This is a genomic window from Aeromicrobium sp. CTD01-1L150, assembly GCF_041951745.1.
Classification (GTDB): domain Bacteria; phylum Actinomycetota; class Actinomycetes; order Propionibacteriales; family Nocardioidaceae; genus Aeromicrobium.
Genome location: NZ_CP169555.1, coordinates 2547702 through 2570996 on the forward strand (window position 1 = coordinate 2547702; position 23295 = coordinate 2570996).

Consider the following 23295-nt stretch of genomic DNA (forward strand, 5'->3'; position numbering starts at 1 on the left):
GCCAGCGTCATTGCGTGCCCCACCAGCTCCGCCGGGCGAAGCCTCCGGGGGGCGACGCAGTCACGCTATCAGGCGTGTTTCACCCGGAGTTGTCGAGGTCGTACGTGGGTGTCCGGTTCCGCAAAAAGGCCCGGATCTGCAGGCTCGTGCAGGACAGCGAGGACACCACGACGGTGACGCCGATGCTGCGCGCATCGACGTGACGGCCGGCGCCCTCAGGGTCCAGCAGGACGTAGACCACGACGACCGCCGCGACGATCTTGGTGGCGAACAGCGCGAGCGCGAACGGCATCGACAGCACAGGGCTGCGCCGTGCCACCGGGCCGAGCATCCAGGGACTGGACGCCAGGAACAGCACCACGAGCAACCCGCCGAGCACCGCCCCCAGTGCACCGTCGGAACCGACCAGCACGGCGGCCACCGCCGCGCACACCAGCGCCACGACGCCCACCGGCAGCACGACCGCGCGCAGGATCATGACCACACCTTCTCGTCCAGCCGCGGCAACAGGAAGACGGCAGCCGCCGTGACGAGCGCCAGCACGACGAACCCGATGAACGAGGTCCAACCGCTGAACAGGCTCACCACCACGCTGCCGAAGGCCACGAGTCCGGCGGCAGCGTACATCAGCAGCACGGCACGACGGTGCGAGTGGCCGATCTCCAGCAGCCGGTGGTGGATGTGCATCTTGTCCGGGCTGAACGGCGAGCGTCCCGCGCGCGTACGACGCACGACGGCCAGCGCCAGGTCCACGAACGGCACCATCAAGATGGCGAACGGCAAGAACAACGGCAGCAGGACCGCCAGGAAGCTCGCGTCACCACCGATACCCTCCGACAGGCTGGTGGCCGGGAACTGGCCGGTGAGGCTGATGGAGGAACAGGCCAGCACGAAGCCGATCAACATCGAGCCCGAGTCACCGATGAACATGCGGGCCGGGAAGAAGTTGTGCGGCAGGATGCCCAGGCACGCCCCCGCGAGCGCCGCCGTCAGCAGAGCAGCCGCGATGGCACGGGTCTCGCCATTGACCACCGCGAGGATGAAGGCGAAGGAGAAGAAGGCGACGGCGCCGATGGCGACCATGCCTGCGGCGAGCCCGTCCAGGCCGTCGACGAAGTTGACCGCGTTGGCAGTGCCGACGATCAGCACCACCGTGAAGATGATCGACTGGACGCTGTCCAGGCCGAGGTAGTTGTTGTACAGCGGCAGGTAGAGGAACTGCACCCCCAGGGCGACGACCACCAGTCCCGCGAGCACCTGTCCCGCGAACTTGCTCAGTGCGTCGAGCTCGAAGAGGTCGTCGATGACGCCGACCAGACAGATCAGCGCCCCACCGATGATGACGGCCCGCGCGTCACCGAAGACAGCGTCCTCGTTGCGAGACAGGAACGGCAGGTTGGTGGCCACCAGGTAGGCGGCCAGCAGACCACCGAGCATGGCCGGACCACCGAAGTACGGGGTGGGGATGGCGTGCACGTCACGGTCGCGCACCTTGGCGACGGCGCCGAAGCGCATGGCGGCCATCCGGGCGATCGAGGCCAGCAGGTAGGTGACGCCGAGCGCGACGCCGAAGACCACGAGGTACTCACGCACCGGCCGGCTCCACCGTGTTGTTGAACTCGTGCAGCTGCTCCAGCGTCACCGGGCCGTCGCGCAGGACGCGCGGGACGGTGCCCGTGACGTCCACGATCGTCGAGGCGACACCACCGCGGCTGGAACCGGCGTCGAGATAGACCGCCACGGCATCACCGAGCATCTCCTCGGCCGCCTCGACCGTGGTGGCCGCGGGCCGACCGGTCGTGTTGGCGCTGCTGACCGCGAGCGGGCCGGTCCGCCTGAGCAGGCCCAGCGCCACCTCGTCATCGGGCATCCGGACAGCCACCGTGTGGTGGGTCTCCCCCAGGTCCCAGGCGAGCGACGCCTGCTGGCGGCAGATGATCGTCAGCGGACCCGGCCAGAGCCCCTGCGTCATGGACCGCAGCCAGGTGGGCACCTCCGCCACGAGCGCCTCGAGCGTCGTGGGAGCACCGATGAGCACCGGCGGCGGCATGTCGCGCCCACGGCCCTTGGCCTCGAGGAGACCCTGGACGGCCCTCGGGGAGAATGCGTCGGCCGCGATCCCGTAGACCGTGTCCGTCGGGAGCACCACGAGACCGCCGTCGTCGAGGGCCTGCTGGGCCGCCTCGAGGCCGGCGGTGCGGCTCTCCTCGTCGGAGCAGTCGAACGTCGCACTCACGGCGCTACCCTAGCCGTCCGTACTCACCAGGGATGCATGCGCGCCCGCGTCAGGGAATCACGTGGTGGATGACGAAAGCGATCGAGAGATACTGGATCGACCGGCCGATCAGCACCATCGTCAGGAAGACCCACAACCGCTGCCGCGACAGCGCCGCGACGATCGAGACGATCGCGAGCGGAGGCACCGCCAGCAACGAGGACACGAAGACGGTGGCCGCTCCGGTCACCGGACGGTCCATGAGGGTCAGCATCGTGTCACCGGTCCGCCGCACCATGGCCCCGAAGCGCGTCCGCGGAACGTGCCGGTCCTCGGGATCCTTGCCGAACCGTTTCGAGCCGCCGCGCACGAGCTCGAACACGAGGGCCTTGCCGACCACCGTCCCGACGGTGAGCGCCATGATGGCCACCACAAGACGCGCATCGCTGCGGACGAGCGTCCCGAGGCCGACGACGTAGGCCTCGGCGTTGAACAGCGGGAAGATCGCCGAGACGAAGCCGAAGGCGAAGGCGGCCCCGTGGATCGCGAGGTCGCCCATACCTGTCACCCTAGCGACGCGGTGTTGATGGCCGCCCACGGCCCGGCACCCCCGCGCTCCTCACTGCCGCCCACGGCCCGGCACCCCCGCGCTCCTCACTGCCGCCCACGGCCCGGCGCCCCCGCCGGGGGCCCGACCGAATCCCAGGTCAGGTTGTGTGGCCGGTGGGAGCGACCTCGGACCCGGGTGCCGCCCACGGCACGGCACCCCCGCGCTCCTCACTGCCGCCCACGGCCCGGCGCCCCCGCCGGGGGCCCGACCAGTTCCCGGGTCAGGTTGTGTGGCCGGTGGGAGCGACCTCGGACCCGGGTGCCGCCCACGGCACGGGCGGGTAGCGGCGCTCAGCGGAGGGTGACGTCGTCGACGAGCCACTGCCCGTCCTCGTGCACCATCGACATCACGACGCGGTTGCGCTCCGTGCGCTGCTCGCCGTCAGCGGCCTGGGTGATCGTCTGGTCGACGAAGAGCAGCACCTCCACCGACCCGTCGTCCGCGCTCATCGCCGAAGCCTCGATCACCGATCCCTCGGCCGTCGCCTCCAGCCGCTCCACGACCGCCTGCACCGGTTCGTTGGCCTCGGCATACTCGGCCGCAAAGTCGCTCGTCGCGCCCTGCTCGGCCCAGGCGACGTCCTCCTCGAAGGTCCCATGGTCGTACGTCGTCAGCTGCTCGGCCCGCTCCCGCGCCACCGAGAGCGCCTCCGTCTCAGCATCGCCCGGACCCGTGGAGGCAGCCAGCCGCCACACCAGGACGACGATCGCGACGAGCGCCACCGCCAGGAGGAACCCCAGCACGACGACGACCGGTGACCGGCGACCGGACCTGCGAAGCCGCTCGACAGCACTGGTCATCGAGACTCCGGCGGCGGCACGTTGGACGATCCGCGCACCTGACCGGCAAAGCTCTCCGGACAGGAGCGGTCCGGGTCGATCGGACGCCGGTTCGGGTCCTTCGGCTCGGGCTCGCCCGCCCCGTAGGAGCACACCAGACCCGACGCCACGAGCATCGTCGTCTGCAGCCGGCCTCCCTCGATCGCGTCGCGGAAGCGGTCGAACCCGACCGGGAAGGTCTGCAACAGCTCACGCAGGTGCTGCTCACGCGGGAGCGTCATGTCCGTGAAGCCGATCATCTCGCGCAGCACGCTGGGCAGCGCCACGGCCGCGAGCGAGACAAGCTCACGCACCTGATCGGTCTGCGCGGGCAGGTTCTGCAGGTGGGACTCCAGCTCGTCGTCGTGCTCGGCGAGGTGGGCCGCGAGGCTCTTGGCGGACGTCGCGAACGCTCGCAGGTCGTCCTCCGCGTCGACGCCAGTCTCCAGCACGGTACGGCTGTTGCCCAGCAACCGCTCGGTCTCGGGCCAGAGATCATCGAGCCTGTGCACGATCGAGGACGTGGAGTCCAGCACCCGCCCGAGGTCGTCACCGTTCTCAAAGGCCACCCGCAGCTCCGACAACGTGGTCTGCAACGCGTCCGTGTCGACCTCCGACATCAGGTCGTCCACCGCGCGCAGCGTCTGGGCGATCGACGTGGGGGTGCTGGTCCGCTCGGCCTCGATGACGTCGCCGGAGACCAGTCGCGGCCCCTGAGGGGAGCCCGGCTGCAGGTCGAGGAACTGCTCGCCGGCCGGCGACAGCGTCCGGACGGCGGCCTCGGTGGCGGCGGGCACGTCCGCGTCGGGCTGCAACGACAGCCTCGCCACGACCCCTCCGGACTCGCCGCGGATCTCCTCCACCCGGCCCACCCGGACGCCGCGATAGGTGACGCCCGAGCCCTCGAACAGCCCCCCGGTGCTCTCGAGATGGACCTGGACACTGAGCGGACGCTCGGAGACCGATCCACCCAGGACCGAGGTGTACAGGTGCACCGAGACCAGCACCAGGACCGCCGCGAGTCCGGTGGCAGCGGTGCGGTGACGCAGGGGGACGCGGCGGCTCATCGCGGCCCCCCGAGCAGTCCGTCGAGCCCGAGGAGGTCAGGTGCCTCTTCCCCGGAACCCTCGCCCTCGGAGTCCTCGCCACCAGAGTCCTGACCGTCGGACGGGGCCTCACCGGACCCGCTTCCCTCGCGCGGGTCGCCGGTCAGGGCGCCAAGACCCCTGAGGTCGATGTCGATCCCGAGGACGGACAGGTCCGTCTGGAAGTACAGGTAGGTGTTGAGGTACTCCGCCGGCACCGCCTCGTCGATGAGGTCGGCGAACCTGATCAGCGTCTGCAGCCCCTCGGCGAGGTCGTCGCCGGTGGTGTTGACCTGACGGAAGACCGGCCCGCTCTGGGCGAGGATCTGCACCAGGTCGTCGCGGCTGTCCCTGATGACCCGGACCGCGGTGTCACCCAGTGCGTCGACGGCGGTGAGCAGGGAGGCGAGCTCGTCGGTGTTGGTCCGCAGGACCCGTGCGGCCGGAGCCATGTCCCGCAGCGCCTCATCCACGACGTCCTGGCGCTCGTCGAGCACCTGGGCGACGTCGGCCAGGGAGTGCAAGGCATCGTCGAGGTCGTCCTGGCCCTCGTTCACGGCGCGAGTGGTGGACTCCATCCGACGTATCGAGTCACGCAGGACGTCCTCCCGCCCACCCACGGCCAGGTTGCCCTCCTTGACGATGGTCTGGATCTGGCCGAGCCCGCCGCCGTTGATGAGCATGGAGGCCGCGGACATCGTGTCCTCGATCGTGGGGGCGACCGACACGTCGTCGGCCTGCAGCTCAGCGCCGTCCGCGAGTGGCTCCCCCGGCTCATCAGCCTGCTCGTCCACGTCGACGAAGAGCTCGCCGAGCGGCGTGGTGGCACGCAGTCGCGCGGTGGTGCCCTCGGCGAGCGGCACATCCTTCTCGATGTCCATCCGGACACGGGCGGTGAAGTCGTCCGGCTCGATGGCGCGGACCCGCCCGATCGTGACGCCGTCGCGCTTCACGGCCGCACCCTGCGCCAGGTTGAGCGCGTCGGTGAAGGTGGCGACGAGCTCGTAGGACGGCCCGGACACACCGCTGCCGGGCAACGGGAGGTCCGATGCCGTGGTGCTGCACCCGGCAAGCAGCGCCAGGCACAGCAGCAGGGGGCCGAGCCTGCCTCGGGGGCTCACTGGTCCCTCACCCCCGCCAGGTGACGCAGCACGTCGAACAGCGGCAGGTCCAGCAGACCCAGCCGTTCGCACAGCTCCGCCGGGGCCTCGTGGCAGAGCTGGCTCACGGCCGTCTTGCCCGGAACCAGGCTCAGCGGCCTGGTGCGGAAGGCGAGCCGGTCGTCCTCGTCGATCGCGCGGGTGAAGTTCTGCAGCATCAAGGGGGCGGTGTCGAGCAGGCGCTCGTAGTCCTCGCGGTGGGCGTTCAGGTCCGTGGCGAGGGAGGTGAAGTCCTCCAGCTGGCCGTCCAGGTCGTCGCGGTGGTCACGGACGAACGCCGCAACCTCGGCGACCATGGCGGCCAGCGCCCGGAAGGTCGAGGTGAGGGCCTGCTTCTGCTCGTCCAGCATCTGGGTGGCGTCGGCGACCTGCCCGGTGAACTCCCGCACGAGGTCGCCGTTCTCGGCCAGGTCCCCGGTGAGCTCGTCCAGCTCACGCACGGCTCCCTCGGCGTCACCGAGCCCGCCCTCGACGTCCTGCATGACGTCGGCCAGGTCGCCGAGGCCGTCGCGGATCTTGACGCCGTTGCCGGAGAGGTTCTCAGCACTCGAGGTGAGCAGCCGGTTGAGGGCGCCTGCCTCGCCGTCCTCACCCCCCAGGCCCTCCGAGACGTCGGTGAGCGTGGAGAGCATCTGGTCGAACTCCACCGGGGTGCGGGTGCGCTCGACCGGGATCGTGTCACCGTCCTGCAGCTGTGGCCCGGACGTGTACCGAGGCGTGAGCTCGACATAGCGATCGGTGGCGACCGAGCGCGACACGACGACTGCGGCGGCATCAGCCGGCACCTGCACGTCGTCGTCCAGGCGCAGCACGACGTCGACCCGCTCCCCCGCCGGGGTCACGGAGAGCACCGTGCCCGTCGGCACGCCGAGCACGCCGACGTCGTTGCCCTCGAACAGGCCCGCAGCGTCGGCGAGCTGGACCGTGACGGTCCGACCGCCGCCGGCACCGCACCCGGCGAGCAGGCCGGTGAGCATCGCCAGACCCAGGAGGACCGGCACGAGCGCTCGGAGCTTGTGGTTCAGGTTCACTGGCACTCCGGCTCACCCCTCACACAGGTCAGGTTGTCGTTGAGGGCCACCGGGACGTTCAGGTCCAACCACGGCCCGTTGCCGCTGGCGTTCGCGACGTAGCGTGTCATCGTCCCGAGGTCGCTCATCGCGGTCATGATGTCGTCACGGGAGTCCTCCAGGGAGTCCAGCGACGCCGTGAGGTCACGCATGAGGGGCTTGAGGTCCTCCTCGCTGTCCCGCAACAGCCCGGTGACCTGCTCGGCCATGGTCCGCGAGTCGGTGAGCATGGCGTCGATGACCTCCTTGCGGGAGGTGAGCTCGGCGAGCACGAGCGTCGACTGCTCGAGCAGGTTCAGGATCGAGTCCTTGTTGCGCACGAGCAGGCTGCTGACGTCGCTGGTGGCACGCATCAACCGGCGCAGCTGCTCCGAGCGTCGCGAGGCGACCTCCGTCAGCTCGGCGACGCCCTCGACCGCGGCGGCCGTCTCCTCCGGCGTGCGTTCGAGCACGTCGGCCAGCACGGTCATCGACTCGGCCAGACGGTCCTCGTCGAGCTCCCCGAGCGCCTCGGCCGCTCCGTCCACGACGTCCTGCAGGTTGTACGGGACGGTGGTGGCCGCCACGGCGATGGTGTCGTCGTCGAGCGTGCCCGAGCCACGCGGCGCCACCTCCAGGAAGTGGCTCCCCAGCAGCGTCGCCACCTTGACGGCAGCGGTGGTCTCCCTCCCGAGGGTGACGTCGCGGTCGACGGTGAAGTCCACCTCGACCACCTCCTCGGACAGGCGGATCGCCGTCACCTCGCCGACGCCCACGCCGGCCACCTGCACCTCCTCACCGACCCGCAGACCGGCGGTGTGCTCCAGCTCGGCGGTGTAGGAGCGCTGCCCGAACGACGCGATGCTCAACGCCCCGACCAGCAGAGCCAGGGCCACGAGCGCGACGAGCCCCACGAGACCGACCTGGCGCGGCGACCCCACTCTCATCAGCCCGGCCTTCATCGGCACACCTGCGAGTACGGCCCGGAGGTGCCCCCGACATTGATCAGCAGGTCGTCACTGACCTCGACGCCGAGGTTGCAGATGTACATGTTGAGCCAGGTCCCGTAGGACATGGGCCGCGCGAAGGCCCCGGTCGCCCTCGGCACGGCGGCGAACATGTCGGCGAGTGCGTCGTCGTTGTCGGCGAAGATGGCCGACGTCTCCCGCAGTGCGGAGATGACCTCGCGGGCATCCGGTCGGGTCTCCTCCACGAGCGAGGCCGTGGCCTGCGACAGCTCCCCGATCCCCTCGATCGACTCCCCGATCGCGGTGCGCTGCTCCGCCAGACCGCTCATGAGCGCCTCCAGCTCCTCGACCGTGGCCGTGACGTCGTCCTCGCGCGCGACGAGGTTCTCCAGCACCGGGGTCAGATGGGTCACGACCCGGTTGATGACCTCCTCCTTCTGGGCCAGTCCCGACGTCAGCTCCGCCGTCTCGGCCAGCAGGGACTCCACCGTGCCGGCCTCTCCCTGCAGCACCTGCACGACGGACGTGGCCAGCTGGTTGGTCTGCTCGGGATCGAGGGTCTCGAAGAGCGGCTCGAACCCGTTCAGCAGCGCCGTGAGGTCGAAGCCGGGGCTGGTGCGGTCGGTGGGGATCACCTGCTCGGGTGGGAGCGCGCTGCCCTGCTCCTCCCCCGGCGTGAGCGCGAGGTACCGCTGACCGAGCAGGTTCTGGTACCGCACGACCACACCGGTGGTGTCGGTGATCGTCTGTTCCTCGCTGATGCCCATCGTGACGCGGGCGGTGTCGCCCCCCACGAGGTCGATCGCATCGACGCGCCCGACCCGCACCCCGCCGGCGCGGACGTCGTCACCGACCCGCAGACCGCTGACCGAGGAGAAGTCCGCGCGCACGTCGACGGACTCACCGCCGGCGCTGTTGACCATCGTGTTCCACAAGATGACCAGCACCAGCCCCGCGGCGAGCGCGAACGTCCCGAACTTCACGGCGAGCAGCTTCATCGTCCACCACCGTCGAGGTAGGGACGGGCCAGCAGCGCACCGACACCCTGCGGATCGACGTCCTCCAGCGACGCGAGGACGGAGCGGAGCTCGGCGACCAGTGCGGCGTCGGGATCGGCCCCCGTCCCCGACGAGGTCCCGGAGGTGGTGCCGTCGCCGCTGCACCGCGGTCCGGACAGGGAACCGTAGCGGGGGCAGTCCTCGCGCGGGTACGTCCTGCCCTCAGCCACCTTGATGTGTACGTCGGTGGCCATGAAGGAGCCGTCCTCGAACGTCGTGGCCTGTGCGGCGGCGAAGTCGATGAAGGAGGTGAGGCTGCGAGGGAAGCCCTCCCGCTCGTCGTACATGGCCTGCACGACCTCGGCGGACTGCGCGAGCGCCCGCACGAACGGCTCCTCGACCTCGGTGAGCACCGCGTCCGCCTCGCCGACGAGGGCGTTGCCGCCGGCGATGAGTGCTGTGAGCTGGGCGCGCTCCTCGGTGAGGGTGCGGGCCGTGACCATCGCGTCGCTCGAGGCATCCAGCAGGTCCGGCGCGACATCGGCCAGGGTCTGCATGTTCTGTGCGAGCAGCCGAAGGTCCTCACGCAGCAACGGGACCTCGGGTTCCAGCTTCTCCAGATAGCTGCCGAGCGTCTCGATGGTCTGCCCCAGATCCTCGCCACGGCCGTCGAGGGCATCGGCCAGGGCGCCGAGGGTGACCGAGAGCTCGGCGGGCTCGACCGAGCTGAGGATGCGCTCGGTGCTGTCCAGCGTGTCCTGCAGCTCGAGGGTCTCGGTGCTCCGGTCCTGCTCCACGACCTGCCCGGCGGCGATCGGCTCACCGTCGGGGTCGGCCTGCAGGAGGTCGACGTAGGTCGTGCCGAAGACCGTCGCGGGCAGGACGCGCGCGGTGACGTCACGCGAGACCCCCGGCGCTGCTCGCCCCGTGAGGTCGATCGCGATCTCCACCAGGCCCTCCTCGTCCGCACCTGTCGCAGCGTCCACCGAGGTGACCGAGCCGACGATGACGCCGTCGAGCTTGACGTCGGCACCGGGCGTGAGCGCGCCGCCGGCGTCGTCGACGTGCGCGGTGACGGCGATGGCGTCGGAGAACGCGCCTCGGCCGGCAGCCAGCAACAGGCCCGCGACGACGCCGAGCACCACGAGCAGCACCAGTCCCCGGCCGGCCATGCTGGCGGTGTCCGGACGGTCGCGGTCGATCAGGCTCGCCTCGATCATGGTCAGCCCGAGATCCTCACGCCGGGGTCCCCGCCCCAGAACAGCAGCGTCAGGATCATGTCGAGGACCACGACGGCCACGATGCTCGCTCGGATCGCGCGGCCCGTGGCCTCCCCGACGCCCTGCGCGCCACCGGATGCGGTGAAGCCGTACCAGCAGTGCACGAGCGTGACGACCGCCGCGAAGACGAGGATCTTGACGACCGACAGCAGCACGTCCTGCAGGCTGACGAAGGTCGTGAAGTAGTGCAGGAACGTGCCCACCGGTTGGCCGAAGATGAGCGTGACGGAGAGCTGCGTCGCCAGGTAGGAGCCGGCGAGCCCGATGAGGTAGAGCGGCAGGATGGCCGTCATGGCGGCGATGAGTCGCGTCGTGACCAGGTAGGCCAGCGGCTGCACCGACATCACGTCGAGGGCGTCGATCTCCTCGTGCACCCGCATGGAGCCGAGCTGGGCGGTGAAGCGGCACCCCACCTGCGCGGCGAGCGCGAGCGCGGCGATGAGCGGCGCGAGCTCGCGGGTGTTGACGACGGCAGAGATGAATCCGGTCAGCGGCGCCAGGCCGATGGTCTCCAGGCCGTTGAACCCCTCGATGCCGAGCGACGTGCCGGCCGAGAGGGAGAGCAGGACCATGACGCCGACGGTGCCGCCGCCCACGAGGATCGCCCCGGTGCCCCAGCTGATGTCGGACAGGATGCGGAACATCTCGCCACGGTGGTGACGCAGCACGTGCGGGACGGCGCCCAGCACCTTGCGCACGAAGGTCAGCTGCAGCCCGAGCAGGGCCAGGCCGCGGGCCGGCGCTCCGGCCACGCGTGCCGTCCGGGACCCCGCGCTCGTCATGCCATCCTCTGCGGCACGAGCATCACGTATCCCTGCGTGATGGCGACGTTGACGACGGCCAACGCGATGACGCTCAGCACGACGCTGGCGTTCACCGCGTCGGCGACTCCCTTGGGACCGCCGTGGGCCGACAGCCCCTTGTGGCAGGCGATGATCGTGGCGATGAAGCCGAAGATCGCCGCCTTGCCCTGGGCGAGAAGCAAGTCGGTGGGCTGCGCGAAGGCCACGAACGAGCCGAGGTAGGACCCTGAGCTCACGGCACCGGTGCCCACGTTGAGGGCGTAGCCGGTGAGCATCGCGGTGGCGGCGACGACGACGTTGAGCAGCAGGCCGACGCTGACCGCCGCCACCATGCGGGGGGCGACGAGCCGCTGTGCCGGATTGAGGCCCATGACCCGCATCGCGTCGATCTCCTCGCGCACGGTCTGTGAGCCGATCTGCGCACAGATCGCCGATCCGACGGCGCCGGCCATCAGCAGGGAGGTGACCAGGGGCGCCCCCTGGCGCAGGATGCCGATCCCGTTGACCGCGCCGGTGAAGGAGACGGCGCCGATCTGCTCGGCCACGGCCCCGACCTGGATCGCGACGATCACCCCGAAGGGAATGGCCACGAGCACCGTGGGTAGGAAGGCGACCCGTGTCATGAACCAGGCCTGCTCGAGGTACTCGCGCCAGGAGAACCGCCCGCGCACGATGTCCACGGCCGCGAAGTAGAGGGCCTCGACGCCCAGGAGGATCATCGCCCCGAAGGTGTCGACGGCCTGGCCGGCCTTGCTGCGCCACGGCGCGAGCACGGTCGAGGCTCGTGCGCCCTGGTGCGACACCGCGGTTCCTCCCTCTGCAAAATTCCTACCGCATGGTAGGAATGAGGCCAAACGTACGATGAGACCCCCGTCACGGTCAACGAAGGAAGGTGTCGCATGTCACGCCCGGTCGCTTCGGGCCCGGCTTCGCCGCGGCCCCGGGCCGAGCACCTGGGCCCTCAGGCACGGCGCCCCCTCGTGCTCGACGCCGCGCTGGTCGTGTGGTCGCAGAACGGCCACCGCGGCACGACGATGTCTGCCGTGGCCGAGCAGGCGAGGGTCAGCAAGCCCGTGGTCTACGAGTGCTTCCCCACCAAGGACGCGATGCTGCTCGCCCTGCTCGACCGCGAGGAGAAACGACTGTTCCGCGCAGCCGTCTCGTCCTTGCCGCGCGAGCCCACGGACCCCCGCCAGGACCTCACCGGGGCGTTCACCGCGTTCTTCGTCGCCGTGCAGGAGCATCCGCTGTCGTGGCGGGTGATCTTCGACGCCCAGCACTCCGTGCCGACCGAGGTGGGTGCTCGGTACCGGGCCGCCCGCGCCCAGGTGGTGGAGCAGGTGGCGGTGCTGCTGCAGCTCGCCGGGCTGCGGACCGCCACGATGGACGACCCCGAGGCCCTCCTGGCCGCCGAGCACTGTGTCGGCCTGGCTGAGCTGGGCGCCGGCAAGCTGCTGGCCGACGACGAGCCGGTGCACTGGTCCCCACAGACGCTGTCCCGCGTGCTCACCGACCTCGTCCTCGACGGCATCGGCTGAGTCCAACCTCGACGAGAGACGCTCTCTGCCGCCGAGTGCGACGCCAGTGCTGCGGACTGAGTCAGGGGCGGGTCGCGGTGACGAACCGAGGGCGGTCTGCGAGGTCCGTGTGGTCGCGGACCTCGCTCCACCGAGCGGCGAAGACTGCGGGCGCGCTGGTGCCCTGGGCGTCGGCGTGCTCTGCTGCGACCACTCCCCCGGGCCGGAGCAGCCTCCAGGCGGCCTTCTCGAGCCGGCGCATGGCGTCGAGTCCGTCATCCCCGGACCACAAGGCGAGCGAGGGATCGTGGTCTCGGGCCTCTGGTGCCACGGACTCCCACGCCTCGAGCGGGATGTAGGGCGGGTTGCACACCACGACGTCGACCGTCCCGTCGAGATCCTCGAACGCGTCGAAGGCATCGCCGAGCCGCAGGTCGACGCCCGTGCCGATCAGGTTCTGCTCCGCCCAGCCGTGGGCCTTCTCATCCAGCTCGACGGCGTGCACCCGCGCCCCCGGCACCTCGTGGACCAGCGACAGGGCGATGGCTCCCGAACCGGTACAGAGGTCCACGACGACGGGCTGCTCACGCTGCCCTGGCGGGGGTTCCGGGCTACGGGCAGAGACAACCCCCGGCAGGGGTTCCGGGCCCTGGGCGGAAAAGAGTAGAGCCTGGTCGATCGCCCACCCGGCCAGCAGCTCGGTCTCGGGCCGGGGCACGAAGACCCCCGGCCCCACCTCGAGGTCGACGTAGCGGAACGCCGCCGTTCCCGTGATGTGCTGCAGGGGAACACGGCGGGCACGGGCCTGGACCATCTCCAGGTAGGTACGGCGCTGCATCTCCTGCGGATGCGCCCCCGAGCGCAGCAGGCCCCTGGGCACCCCCATGACATGGCTCAGCAACAACTCGGCGTCGACGCCCGGCGAGGGCACGCCCGCGGCCTCGAGCTGCTCGGTGGCGGTCTGAAGCAGCCGTTCGGCCCGACTGCGCACCCGAGTCACGACGCCCCGCCCTGCTCCAGCGATGCCAGTCGCTCGGCGAGGTCGGTCTCCACGAGCGAGCCGATGACGTCGTCCAGCGCCCCGTCCATGACGGCGTCGAGGTTGTACGCCTTGAACCCCGTGCGATGGTCGCTGATCCGGTTCTCGGGGAAGTTGTACGTGCGCACGCGCTCGGACCGGTCGACGGTGCGGACCTGGGAGCGCCGGGCGTCAGCGGCCTCGACGTCGGCGGCCTCCCGGGCCGCGTCGAGCAGGCGTGAGCGCAGGATGCGCATGGCCTGCTCCTTGTTCTGCAGCTGGCTCTTCTCGTTCTGGCAGCTGACGACGATGCCGGTGGGCAGGTGGGTGATCCGCACGGCGGAGTCGGTGGTGTTGACGCTCTGGCCGCCTGGCCCCGACGAGCGGTAGACGTCGATGCGCAGGTCGTTCTCGTGCACCTCGACGTCGACGTCCTCGGCCTCCGGTAGCACCAGGACCCCGGCCGCCGAGGTGTGGATCCGGCCCTGCGACTCGGTGACCGGCACGCGCTGCACACGGTGCACACCGCCCTCGAACTTCAGCAGCGCGAACGGCGTCTCCCCCGGCACGCTCGCACCCCCGCCCCCACCTCTGGCCGGCACAGCCTTGATCGCCGCGGTAACGGACTTGTACCCGCCGAGTGCGGTCTCGGCGGCATCGAGGATCTCCACGCTCCAGCCACGTGCCTCGGCATAGCGGGTGTACATGCGCAGCAGGTCGGCGGCGAACAACGCCGACTCATCGCCTCCTTCACCACCCTTGACCTCCAGGATGACGTCCTTGGCGTCGGCGGGGTCGCGGGGCACCAGCTGACGCTGGAGCCGTTCGGCGAGCTCGGGTCGGCGTCGCTCGAGCTCGGCGACCTCGTCGGCCAGGTCGAGCTCGCGGGCGGCCTGGAGGTCGTCGCCGGCCTGCTGCCAGTCCCGGTAGGTGCGGATGATCGCGGTCAGCTCGGCGTAGCGCTGCCCGACCCGTCGTGACACCGCCTGGTCGCTGTGCAGCGCGGGGTCGGCCATGCGGGCCTCCAGGTCGGCGTGCTCGGCGATGAGCGACTCGACTGCCTCGAACACTGGACGACCTCCCTCGAACGACGTTGGTACGACTGGCGCCCGGCAGGGTTGTTGCCCGGCTGGGGGCACCCCCTGCACGAAGCGAAGCGTAGTGCTAGGGGATCGCATCGAAGAGCACGGCTGGGGTGCCGGGCCCTGGGCGGCAAACAACACCGCTGGGGTGCCGGGCCCTGGGCGGCAAACAACACCGCTGGGGTGCCGGGCCCTGGGCGGCAAACAACACGGCGCCGACCCCTCCGTGTGGAGTGGGTCGGCGCCGTGCCAGGAGCTACTTCTTGCCGTAGCGCTTCTCGAACCGGGCCACGCGACCGCCGGTGTCGAGGATCTTCTGCTTGCCCGTGTAGAAGGGGTGGCAGGCCGAGCACACGTCGGCGCGGAGCGTGCCTTCCGTGGCGGTGCTGCGGGTGGTGAACGAGTTGCCACAGGTACAGGTGACCTGGGTCTCGACGTACTCGGGGTGGATGTCGCGCTTCATGATGTCCTCTCGTGAGGCGCTGGGTCGGAAGTCCCGTGAACCAGCACCAAGGATCGATTGTGCCATCTGGCCCCCAGCACAACGAAATCGGTCGGTGCTCTGTTCCCTGGGGTCAGGCGGGGAGCAGGGCCTCGATGTCGGCGGCGATCTTCTCGGGCTTGGTCGTGGAGCCGTAGCGCTTGACGACGTTGCCCTCGGGGTCGATGAGGAACTTGGTGAAGTTCCACTTGATCCTGCTCGGGCCCAGGCCGCCCCTCTCCTGCTTGAGCCAGGCGTACAGCGGGTGGGCGTCGTCGCCGTTGACCTCGACCTGCGCGAACATCGGGAAGCTGACGCCGTAGTTCTTCTGACAGAACGTGGCGGTCTCCTCATCGGAGCCCGGGTTCTGTCCGCCAAACTGGTCACAGGGGAAGCCGAGCACCACCAGCCCCCGGTCGGCGTACTGGGAGAACAGCTCCTCCAGGCCGGTGAGCTGCGGCGTGAAGCCACATTGCGTGGCGGTGTTGACGACGAGCAGCACCTTGCCGCGGTAGTCGGCGAGCTGGCGCTCGGCGCCGTCGATCGTCGTGGCTGCGAAGTCGTGAGCAGTGGTCATGAGGCCCAGCCTATGGCGGACGTCGGCCCCGCACGAATCACGTGCGGGGCCGACGGCTGGTTGGGCCGAGGGGTCAGTCCTCGACACCGTTGGGCGCGATGGTCTGGTTGGCCTGACGCAGGAACTCCTCGTTGGTGGGGCTCTTCGTCAGCCGGTCGATGATGAGCTCCAGACCCTGCTGGTCCTGTTGACCCGCGATCAGTCGACGCAGCTTCGAGGTTGCCGAGAGCTCTTGCGAGCCCAGCAGGAGCTCCTCGCGGCGGGTGCTGGAGGCCTCCACGTCGATCGCGGGGAAGATCCGCCGGTCCGCGAAGTCACGGCGCAGGCGAAGCTCCATGTTCGCGGTGTCCTGGAACTCCTCGAAGATCACCTCGTCGGTGCGCGAGCCGGTCTCGACCAGCGCCGTGGCGAGGATCGTGAGCGAGCCACCGTCCTCGAGGTTGCGGGCGGCGCCGAAGAACCTCTTGGACGGGTACAGCGCGGACGCGTCGACGTGGCCACTGCTGGAGCGGCTCGATGAGGACGCCGTCTGGTGGTAGGCGCGACCCAGTCGGGTGATGGAGTCCAGCAACACCACGACGTCGTGGCCCAGCTCCACCAGACGCTTGGCGCGCTCGATGGCCAGCTCGGCGACGGTGGTGTGGTCCGAGGCAGGACGGTCGAAGGTGGAGGCGATGACCTCTCCCTTGACCGTTCGCTGCATCTCGGTGACCTCCTCGGGACGCTCGTCGACGAGGACGACCATGAGATGGCACTCGGGGTTGTTGGCCGTGATCGCGTTGGCGACGGCCTGCAGGACCATCGTCTTGCCGGCCTTGGGCGGGGAGACGATGAGGCCGCGCTGACCCTTGCCGATCGGGGCGAACAGGTCGACGATGCGCGTGGTCAGCTCGGAGGACTCGGTCTGCAGGTTGAGCCGTTCGGTGGGGAACAGCGGGGTCACCTTGGAGAAGTCGACGCGGTGGCGCGACTCCTCGGCGGTGGCGCCGTTGACGGTGTCGATGCGCACCATCGGGTTGAACTTCTCCTTGCGCTCGCCCTCGCGGGGCTGGCGCACCTGTCCGGTGACGGCGTCGCCCTTGCGGAGCCCGAGCTTGCGAACCATGGACAGCGACAGGTAGACGTCGTTCTCGCTCGGCAGGTAGCCGGTGGTGCGGACGAAGGCGTAGTTGTCGAGGATGTCGAGGATCCCGGCAGCCGGCACCAGGACGTCGTCCTCGGTGTAGGAGGGCTCACCGTCGGGTCCGCGGTTGCCGCGGTTGCGACCGCGGCGGTTGCGACGACGTCCGCCGCCACTGTTCTCCTCGTCGCGGTCGGTGTCCTGGCGGTCCTCGTTCTTGGCGTTGCCGCCCCGGTTGCCGCCGTTGTTGTCCTGGCGGTCATCATTCTTGGCGTTGCCGCCGCGGTTCCCGCCGTTGCTGCCGCCGTTGTTGTCCTGGCGGTCCTCGTTCTTGGCACTGCCGCCGCGACCGCCACCACGGTTGTCGTCGTTCTTGGCGTTGCCGCCGCGGTTGCGGCCGCCCTGGGCCTCATCGCCCTGACGTGCCGGCTTGGAGGAGTCCGCCCCGGACTCAGCCGGCTTCGTCTCTGCCTGCTTGGACTCAGCTGGCTTTGACTCGGCTGCCTCAGACTGGGCTGCCTTGGACTGGGCTGCCTCAGACTGGGCTGCCTTGGACTGGGCTGCCTTGGACTGGGCCGGCCTGGTCTCCTTCTTGGCGCGCGGCTTGTCGGCCGGGGCGCTCTTGGCGTCCTCCTGTGCGACGTCGAGCTCCTGCTGGGCGGGAGCGGACTGCTTGGGAACCGACGGGGGAGCGTCGCCACGGGCCGTCTTGATGGCATCGATGAGCTGGCCCTTGCGCATGGTGGACGCGCCCTCGATGTTCAGCTCGGCGGCGATCTCCTTGAGCTCGGCAAGGACCTTGCCACCGAGTGCACCACCCTTCTTGCGGGGCGGCGCGGTGGACTCGGTCGTGGGGGTCTCGGTCACGTGTGTGTGTTCCTTCGTGGGGAATGCCCGGGGGCTGGTCACTGCAGATGCCTCACCGGTGGACATGCTCAACCAGGGAGCGGACCGGTGTGCGGACGTCGGACGAGCTGGGCCAAGAACTGGCCCGAGAGGTGCTCGACGCCGACCATTCAACTGTAGCACCCGGCCCGGGTGAGCAGGCGCGGGTCAGACGACCTGCGCGCCGTGCTCGTCGACCGACGTCTCGTGCACCGTCCAGCCGGCCGGGGCACGATCGGAGACACCATGCGCGAAGGCCAGCACGGTCGGACCCGCGCCGGAGATGACGGCCGGCACGTCGTCGACCCGCAGACGACGCAGCAGTGCGTGGGACTCCGGCATCGCCGAGGCGCGGTACGGCTGGTGCAGCAGGTCCTCGGTGGCCGAGATGAGCCGCTCCGGCGCGCCCAGCAGGGCAGCCACCAGCAGAGCGGCCCGACCGGCATTCTCGGCCGCATCGGCATGCGGCACCGTCTCGGGCAACAGGCCCCGCGCCAGCTGGGTGGACACCGGGGAGGCGGGCACGAACAGCGTGAGCGGCACGTCGACGTCCAGGCGCTGGACGTCGACTGCCGCTCCCTCGACCCAGGCGATGGTCAGTCCCCCGAACAGTGCCGCAGCGACGTTGTCCGGGTGGCCCTCGAGGTCGTTGGCCAGCTGGTAGGCGGCACCGTCGCTCATGAGCTCGGCGCCGGCCGGGACGAGCGCCCGCGCCAGCAGGATGCCTCCCACGATCGCGGCCGAGGAGGAACCCATGCCACGGGCATGCGGGATGCGGTTGAGGCAGGAGAGCCGCAACCCGGGACGAGGTACGCCCATCAGCTCGAAGGCGGCATCCATGGCCTGCACGACCAGATGGCTCGCGTCACGAGGGAGGTCGTCGTCGCCCTCGCCCGTGACGTCGATCTGCAGGTCGTGGCCGTCCAGGACCTGCACCGTGAGCTCGTCGTGCACCGCCAGGGCGAGCCCGAGGGCGTCGTAGCCCGGGCCGAGGTTGGCACTGGAGGCCGGTACCCGGACGGAGACCGGCTCCGGGACGTACTTCATGCGAGTCCGGCGACCTCGGCCGCAGCCGAGACGTCGGCGTCGATCACCGAGTCGACGACGGACTCGACGCCCGACAACGCCGTCTCGGTGTCCTTCAGACCATGACCGGTGACGGTGACGGTGACGGTGAGTCCCGGCTCGACCTGACCGGCCTCGGCCGCCGCCACCAGGCCGGCCACACCGGCCGCCGAGGCGGGCTCGACGAAGATGCCTTCACGTGCGCCCAGCTCGCGCTGGGCCGTGAGGATCTGCTCGTCGGTGACCGACTCGATGCGGCCGCCGGACTCATCTCGCGCGGCCTCGGCCAGACGCCAGGACGCCGGGTTGCCGATGCGGATGGCCGTGGCGACGGTGTCGGGGTCCGGCACCGGCGCACCGCGGACGATCGGCGCCGCCCCGGCCGCCTGGAACCCCCACAGCCGCGGAGTGTCCTGCGCGACCCCGGCCTCGGCGTACTCACGAAAGCCGATCCAGTAGGCGGAGATGTTGCCGGCGTTACCCACGGGCAGGACGTGCACGTCGGGGGCCCGCCCGAGCACGTCGACGATCTCGAACGAGGCGGTCTTCTGCCCCTGCAACCGCACGGGGTTGACGGAGTTGACCAAGGCCACCGGGTAGGTGTCGGCCAGACCGCGGGAGATCTGCAGGCACTCATCGAACCCACCGCGCACCTGGATGACCTCGGCGCCATGCATGACGGCCTGGGCCATCTTGCCCGCGGCGATCCGACCGTGCGGCACCAGGACGATCGGCGTGAGGCCTGCCCTGGCCGCGTAGGCGGTCATGGAGGCCGACGTGTTGCCGGTGGATGCACACACCACTGCCTTGGCGCCCTCGGCCACGGCGACGGAGATGGCGGCCGTCATGCCACGGTCCTTGAACGAGCCGGTGGGGTTGCTGCCCTCGACCTTGACGTGCACCTCGCCGCGCACGAGCCGCGACAGCCAGGGCGAGTGCACCAGCGGCGTGCCCCCCTCGCCCAGCGTGATGACCGGGGTGTCGTCGTCGACCGGCAGCCAGTCGCGGTACTCCTCGATGACCCCCCGCCACGGATGCGCTCCGCGCGGGCGCCGCGCGGCGTCCTGAGATGACGAGGCGCTCATCAGCCGACCCCCTCCACCCGCATCACGGAGGAGACGTCGCGCACCATGTCGAGGTCACGCAGGGCACGGACGGTGGCATCGAGCGCGGCGTCCTGGGCCTCGTGCGTGACGATGACGAGCTGGGCGTCGGAGCCGTGGCCCTCCTGCCGGACCGTCTTGATGGAGACGTCGAACTCTGCGAAGGCCTGTGCGACGGTGGAGAGCACGCCCGCGCGGTCGTCGACGTCGATCTGCACGTGGTAGCGGGTGCGAGCTCGGCCGATGTCGAGGACGTCGAGCTGGGCGTGGGTGGACTCCCCGGGGCCCCACACCTTCTTGACCCGGTTGCGGGCCACCGAGACGAGGTCGCCGAGCACCGCGCTCGCCGTGGGTGCGCCGCCGGCTCCGGGGCCGTAGAACATCAGCTGTCCGGCCGACTCGCTCTCCACGAAGACGGCGTTGTAGGCGCCGCGCACGCTCGCCAGTGGGTGTGACTCGGGGATCATCGCCGGATGCACGCGCGCGGAGACCGCGGGTCCGTCGGGCGTCTCGATCTTCTCGCAGATGGCCAGCTGCTTGACGACGCAGCCCATCTCCTCGGCCGAGCGGATGTCGGCGGCGGTGACGTCGGTGATGCCCTCGCGGTGGACGTCCCCGATGACGACGCGGGTGTGGAAGGACAGCGAGGCGAGGATCGCGGCCTTGGAGGCGGCGTCGAAGCCCTCGATGTCGGCGGTCGGGTCGGCCTCGGCGTACCCGAGCCGCTGTGCCTCCTCGAGCACCTCGGCGAACCCGGAGCCGTGGGTGGTCATGGCGTCCAGGATGAAGTTGGTGGTGCCGTTGACGATGCCGAGCACGCGGTGGATCGCGTCACCGGCGAGCGACTCCAGGAGGGGACGCACGATCGGGATGGCGCCGGCCACCGCGGCCTCGAAGGCGATGTCGCGCTCGGCCTTGGCCGCGGCCTCGAAGAGCTGGCCACCGTCCTCGGCGAGCAGTGCCTTGTTGGCGGTGACCACCGAGGCGCCGTTCTCGAGCGCGGCGAGGATGAGCTCGCGGGCGGGCTCGATGCCGCCGATCACCTCGACGACGACGTCGATGTCGCCTCGTGTCACGAGAGCGTGGGCGTCCGTGGTGAAGAGATCTTCGGGGAGGTCGAGGTCGCGCTCGCGCCCGGGCCGACGCACCGCGATGCCGGCGAGCTCCAGCGGCGCGCCCACACGGCGCGCCAGCTCCGGGGCGTCGCGCGTGAGCAGACGGGCCACCTCGCTGCCGACGACGCCGCAGCCGAGCAGGGCGACGCGCAGTGGTCGTTCGGACGCATCGATGGAGGGGCTCACCCGAGGTAGCGTATCGGCGTGCGGTCAGCCGGGCGGACCCACGGGTGGAACCTGAGACTCATCGACGCTCGGGACCTAGGGTGTGCACCGTGAGAAGCAGCGGTCGGACGAGTCGTGGGCAGCGTGCCAAGCGGTGGCGCATCGGTGTCGTGACCGCGGCCGTCCTCGTCGTCGGTGCGGTCGGGTTCGCCGTCTACGACGTCCGTGCCGCGTGGCAACGCCCCGTCGTCGCGGGCAGCGCCGACCCGGCTGGTGTGTCGACACAGGACTCCCGGCGTCAGGTGCTGGCGACGATCACGGTGTCCTCCGACGCCGCGTTCGGCTTCACCTACCTCGACCACGAGGGCGTCGAGGAACGCAAGACCTCCGACGAGGGTGGGGAGATCTCGGTCGACGTGGTGCTGAGGGGTGCGGGCCCCTACCTGCAGGTGTGGGTCCAGTCGGCGCCGACGGCGACGTTCGCCCGGTGCCGGATCGAGCTCGACGGCGAGGAGGCAGCGCAGGAGCAGGGCGACGGTCCTGGTGCCGCCACCTACTGCGTCGCCTGACTCACCTGGTTGCCCGAGCCACCGACAGGCACCCAGACCTCATCTATAGTTGAGGTATGTCGAACGCTGACCTGCGACATCGCGAGCTGACCCCGGGCGAGGTGTCGCGCCGTTCCGGGGTGGCCGTCTCGGCGTTGCACTTCTACGAGCGCGAGGGGCTGATCGAGAGTCGTCGCACGAGCGGCAACCAGCGTCGGTACCACCGAGACGTGCTGCGCCGGCTCGCGTTCATCCAGTTCTCGCAACGACTGGGCATCCCGTTGAGCGCGATCGCCGATGCACTCGCGACGCTCCCGGCGGGCCGGACCCCGACCTCGCAGGACTGGGCCCGCCTCACGGCGACCTGGCGCGAGGACCTCGACGACCGGATCTCTCGGCTGCAGAACCTGCGGGACAACCTCGACGGCTGCATCGGCTGCGGCTGCCTGTCACTCACCAGCTGCGTGATCTACAACGACGAGGACCGTATGGCCGACCTCGGTCCCGGGCCGCACCGCGGCCTTCGATGACACAGCCCGCACCGCGGCCTCCGATGACACAGCCCGCACCGCGGCCTCCGATGACACAGCCCGCACCGCGGCCTCCGATGACACAGCCCGCACCGCGGCCTCCGATGACACAGCCCGCACCGCACCGGAGTCACGTCAGCAGGACGACCTTGCCATGGGTCTCGCGTGCCTCGAGGGCGCGGTGGGCGGCCGCGGCGTCCGCGAGCGGGAACGTCGATCCGACGAGCGGGAGCCGCGAGCCGTCGGCGGCCCGCTCGAGCGCCTCGGTCTCCGTGCGCCGCAGGCCCCCACGTCGGGTCTGCCAGTCGGGCCCGAGGACCGGCCTGACCTCCGGGGACCCGGCGGGGCGCTCGGTGACCTCGGCCCCCGTGTAGTCCACGAGGACACCGTGCGGGTCGATCAGCCCGAGCAACGTCTCGCGGACATCACCACCGACTCCGTCGTAGGCCAGCGTCGGTGTGCCGACGGCCTCGCCCACCTGCGCCGCCCACCCTGGCTCGGTGACGTCGACGACCCTGGCTCCCAGCCCGGCGACGACCTCGGCCTTGGCGGGCCCGTTCGCGAGTCCGACCACTGAGGCCCCGGCACCGAGTGCCGCACGAGTGAGCAGGACCCCGAGCCCCCCGGAGGCGGCGGTGACGACGACCCGGTCCTCAGGGCCGACGGGTCCGGCGTCGAGCACCAGCACAGCAGTCCGGCCGGTGCCGATCGCGGCGACGGCCGTCGCCGGGTCCAGGCCCTCGGGCACGACGTGCACCCTCGCGACGTCGGTGACGGCCTGCTCGGCGTACCCACCGCTGGCGAGGCCGAGGTGGACGACCACCTGACGCCCGAGCCATGCCTGGTCGACGTCGTCACCGAGCATGTCGATCCGTCCGGCGACCTCACGGCCCGGGGTCATCGGCAGGTCCACCTCACCCCAGGCGCCGGAACGGATGACGGTGTCGACGAGGTGGACCCCGGCGACCTCGACCGAGATCCGGACCTGCCCGGGACCCGGGGTCAGGTCGTCGGTCTGTCGCAGGGTGAGGACCTCGGGTCCACCGGTCTGCTCCTGGATGATGGCGCGCATACTGACTCCTCCGCTGGTGTGCTGAGGCTCC

25 protein-coding genes are annotated in these 23295 nt (G+C 70.5%); 3 read left to right on the plus strand and 22 right to left on the minus strand.

Annotated features, from left to right (window positions below; all coding sequences use genetic code 11):
* Positions 1 to 79 precede the first annotated feature (79 nt).
* From ACEVFP_RS12575 to ACEVFP_RS12635, 13 genes are all read right to left on the minus strand, one after another.
* Positions 80 to 478, minus strand: coding sequence for a hypothetical protein (locus tag ACEVFP_RS12575; protein WP_374999809.1), 399 nt, complete (start codon positions 476 to 478; stop codon positions 80 to 82).
* Entirely contained in the window at positions 475 to 1593 is a 1119-nt protein-coding gene (locus tag ACEVFP_RS12580) for an MraY family glycosyltransferase (RefSeq protein WP_374999810.1), read from the minus strand. Before ACEVFP_RS12580 ends, ACEVFP_RS12575 begins: the two co-directional genes overlap by 4 nt.
* Entirely contained in the window at positions 1586 to 2236 is a 651-nt protein-coding gene (locus tag ACEVFP_RS12585; RefSeq protein ID WP_374999811.1) for an L-threonylcarbamoyladenylate synthase, read from the minus strand. The genes ACEVFP_RS12580 and ACEVFP_RS12585 overlap by 8 nt, the downstream gene beginning before the upstream one ends.
* Before the next feature lie 49 nt (positions 2237 to 2285).
* The gene (locus ACEVFP_RS12590; protein ID WP_374999812.1) at positions 2286 to 2774 is read right to left on the minus strand and encodes a hypothetical protein; all 489 of its coding nucleotides are present in this window, start codon (positions 2772 to 2774) and stop codon (positions 2286 to 2288) included.
* A gap of 341 nt (positions 2775 to 3115) precedes the next feature.
* Positions 3116 to 3625 carry a hypothetical protein gene (locus ACEVFP_RS12595; RefSeq protein WP_374999813.1) on the minus strand — a complete coding sequence of 170 codons (510 nt, stop codon included), beginning with the start codon at positions 3623 to 3625 and terminating at the stop codon, positions 3116 to 3118.
* Positions 3622 to 4710 (minus strand): MCE family protein, encoded by a 1089-nt coding sequence (locus tag ACEVFP_RS12600; RefSeq protein WP_374999814.1) that lies wholly within the window; start codon positions 4708 to 4710, stop codon positions 3622 to 3624. Before ACEVFP_RS12600 ends, ACEVFP_RS12595 begins: the two co-directional genes overlap by 4 nt.
* A complete protein-coding gene (locus tag ACEVFP_RS12605; RefSeq protein ID WP_374999815.1) occupies positions 4707 to 5849 on the minus strand; it encodes an MCE family protein in 1143 nt (380 codons plus the stop codon). The genes ACEVFP_RS12600 and ACEVFP_RS12605 overlap by 4 nt, the downstream gene beginning before the upstream one ends.
* Positions 5846 to 6919, minus strand: coding sequence for an MCE family protein (locus tag ACEVFP_RS12610; protein ID WP_374999816.1), 1074 nt, complete (start codon positions 6917 to 6919; stop codon positions 5846 to 5848). The genes ACEVFP_RS12605 and ACEVFP_RS12610 overlap by 4 nt, the downstream gene beginning before the upstream one ends.
* Positions 6916 to 7899, minus strand: coding sequence for an MCE family protein (locus ACEVFP_RS12615; RefSeq protein WP_374999817.1), 984 nt, complete (start codon positions 7897 to 7899; stop codon positions 6916 to 6918). The genes ACEVFP_RS12610 and ACEVFP_RS12615 overlap by 4 nt, the downstream gene beginning before the upstream one ends.
* Entirely contained in the window at positions 7896 to 8903 is a 1008-nt protein-coding gene (locus tag ACEVFP_RS12620; RefSeq protein ID WP_374999818.1) for an MCE family protein, read from the minus strand. Before ACEVFP_RS12620 ends, ACEVFP_RS12615 begins: the two co-directional genes overlap by 4 nt.
* Positions 8900 to 10123, minus strand: a complete 1224-nt coding sequence (locus tag ACEVFP_RS12625) for an MCE family protein (RefSeq protein ID WP_374999819.1) — start codon at positions 10121 to 10123, stop codon at positions 8900 to 8902. The genes ACEVFP_RS12620 and ACEVFP_RS12625 overlap by 4 nt, the downstream gene beginning before the upstream one ends.
* A gap of 2 nt (positions 10124 to 10125) precedes the next feature.
* Positions 10126 to 10965, minus strand: a complete 840-nt coding sequence (locus ACEVFP_RS12630; protein WP_374999820.1) for an ABC transporter permease — start codon at positions 10963 to 10965, stop codon at positions 10126 to 10128.
* Complete coding sequence (locus ACEVFP_RS12635; RefSeq protein WP_374999821.1) at positions 10962 to 11789, minus strand: MlaE family ABC transporter permease; 828 nt, start codon at positions 11787 to 11789, stop codon at positions 10962 to 10964. The genes ACEVFP_RS12630 and ACEVFP_RS12635 overlap by 4 nt, the downstream gene beginning before the upstream one ends.
* 96 nt (positions 11790 to 11885) lie before the next feature.
* On the opposite strand from ACEVFP_RS12635, the gene ACEVFP_RS12640 reads away from it, so the two are divergent.
* Complete coding sequence (locus ACEVFP_RS12640) at positions 11886 to 12524, plus strand: TetR/AcrR family transcriptional regulator (RefSeq protein WP_374999822.1); 639 nt, start codon at positions 11886 to 11888, stop codon at positions 12522 to 12524.
* Between the two features lie 61 nt (positions 12525 to 12585).
* Here ACEVFP_RS12640 and prmC read toward each other — a convergent pair whose 3' ends face one another.
* From prmC to ACEVFP_RS12680, 8 genes are all read right to left on the minus strand, one after another.
* Complete coding sequence (prmC, locus tag ACEVFP_RS12645; protein WP_374999823.1) at positions 12586 to 13503, minus strand: peptide chain release factor N(5)-glutamine methyltransferase; 918 nt, start codon at positions 13501 to 13503, stop codon at positions 12586 to 12588.
* Positions 13500 to 14591, minus strand: coding sequence for a peptide chain release factor 1 (prfA, locus tag ACEVFP_RS12650; protein ID WP_374999824.1), 1092 nt, complete (start codon positions 14589 to 14591; stop codon positions 13500 to 13502). The genes prmC and prfA overlap by 4 nt, the downstream gene beginning before the upstream one ends.
* Positions 14592 to 14859: 268 nt before the next feature.
* Positions 14860 to 15066 (minus strand): 50S ribosomal protein L31, encoded by a 207-nt coding sequence (gene rpmE, locus ACEVFP_RS12655; protein WP_067856259.1) that lies wholly within the window; start codon positions 15064 to 15066, stop codon positions 14860 to 14862.
* Between the two features lie 112 nt (positions 15067 to 15178).
* Positions 15179 to 15661, minus strand: coding sequence for a glutathione peroxidase (locus ACEVFP_RS12660; RefSeq protein WP_374999825.1), 483 nt, complete (start codon positions 15659 to 15661; stop codon positions 15179 to 15181).
* A 73-nt stretch (positions 15662 to 15734) separates the two neighbouring features.
* Positions 15735 to 17648, minus strand: a complete 1914-nt coding sequence (gene rho, locus ACEVFP_RS12665; RefSeq protein ID WP_374999826.1) for a transcription termination factor Rho — start codon at positions 17646 to 17648, stop codon at positions 15735 to 15737.
* Positions 17649 to 17834: 186 nt separating this feature from the next.
* A complete protein-coding gene (gene thrB / locus ACEVFP_RS12670; protein ID WP_374999827.1) occupies positions 17835 to 18713 on the minus strand; it encodes a homoserine kinase in 879 nt (292 codons plus the stop codon).
* Positions 18710 to 19816: a threonine synthase gene (gene thrC / locus ACEVFP_RS12675; RefSeq protein WP_374999828.1), complete on the minus strand. Its 1107-nt coding sequence runs from the start codon at positions 19814 to 19816 to the stop codon at positions 18710 to 18712. Before thrC ends, thrB begins: the two co-directional genes overlap by 4 nt.
* Entirely contained in the window at positions 19816 to 21135 is a 1320-nt protein-coding gene (locus ACEVFP_RS12680; protein ID WP_374999829.1) for a homoserine dehydrogenase, read from the minus strand. The genes thrC and ACEVFP_RS12680 overlap by 1 nt, the downstream gene beginning before the upstream one ends.
* A gap of 89 nt (positions 21136 to 21224) precedes the next feature.
* Here ACEVFP_RS12680 and ACEVFP_RS12685 point away from each other — a divergent pair, with 89 nt between their 5' ends.
* Positions 21225 to 21683, plus strand: a complete 459-nt coding sequence (locus ACEVFP_RS12685; RefSeq protein ID WP_374999830.1) for a hypothetical protein — start codon at positions 21225 to 21227, stop codon at positions 21681 to 21683.
* Positions 21684 to 21739: 56 nt separating this feature from the next.
* On the plus strand, positions 21740 to 22192 hold the full coding sequence (gene soxR / locus ACEVFP_RS12690) for a redox-sensitive transcriptional activator SoxR (protein ID WP_374999831.1): 453 nt from the start codon (positions 21740 to 21742) through the stop codon (positions 22190 to 22192).
* Positions 22193 to 22322: 130 nt separating this feature from the next.
* Here soxR and ACEVFP_RS12695 read toward each other — a convergent pair whose 3' ends face one another.
* The gene (locus tag ACEVFP_RS12695) at positions 22323 to 23264 is read right to left on the minus strand and encodes an alcohol dehydrogenase catalytic domain-containing protein (RefSeq protein WP_374999832.1); all 942 of its coding nucleotides are present in this window, start codon (positions 23262 to 23264) and stop codon (positions 22323 to 22325) included.
* Positions 23265 to 23295: the final 31 nt, after the last annotated feature.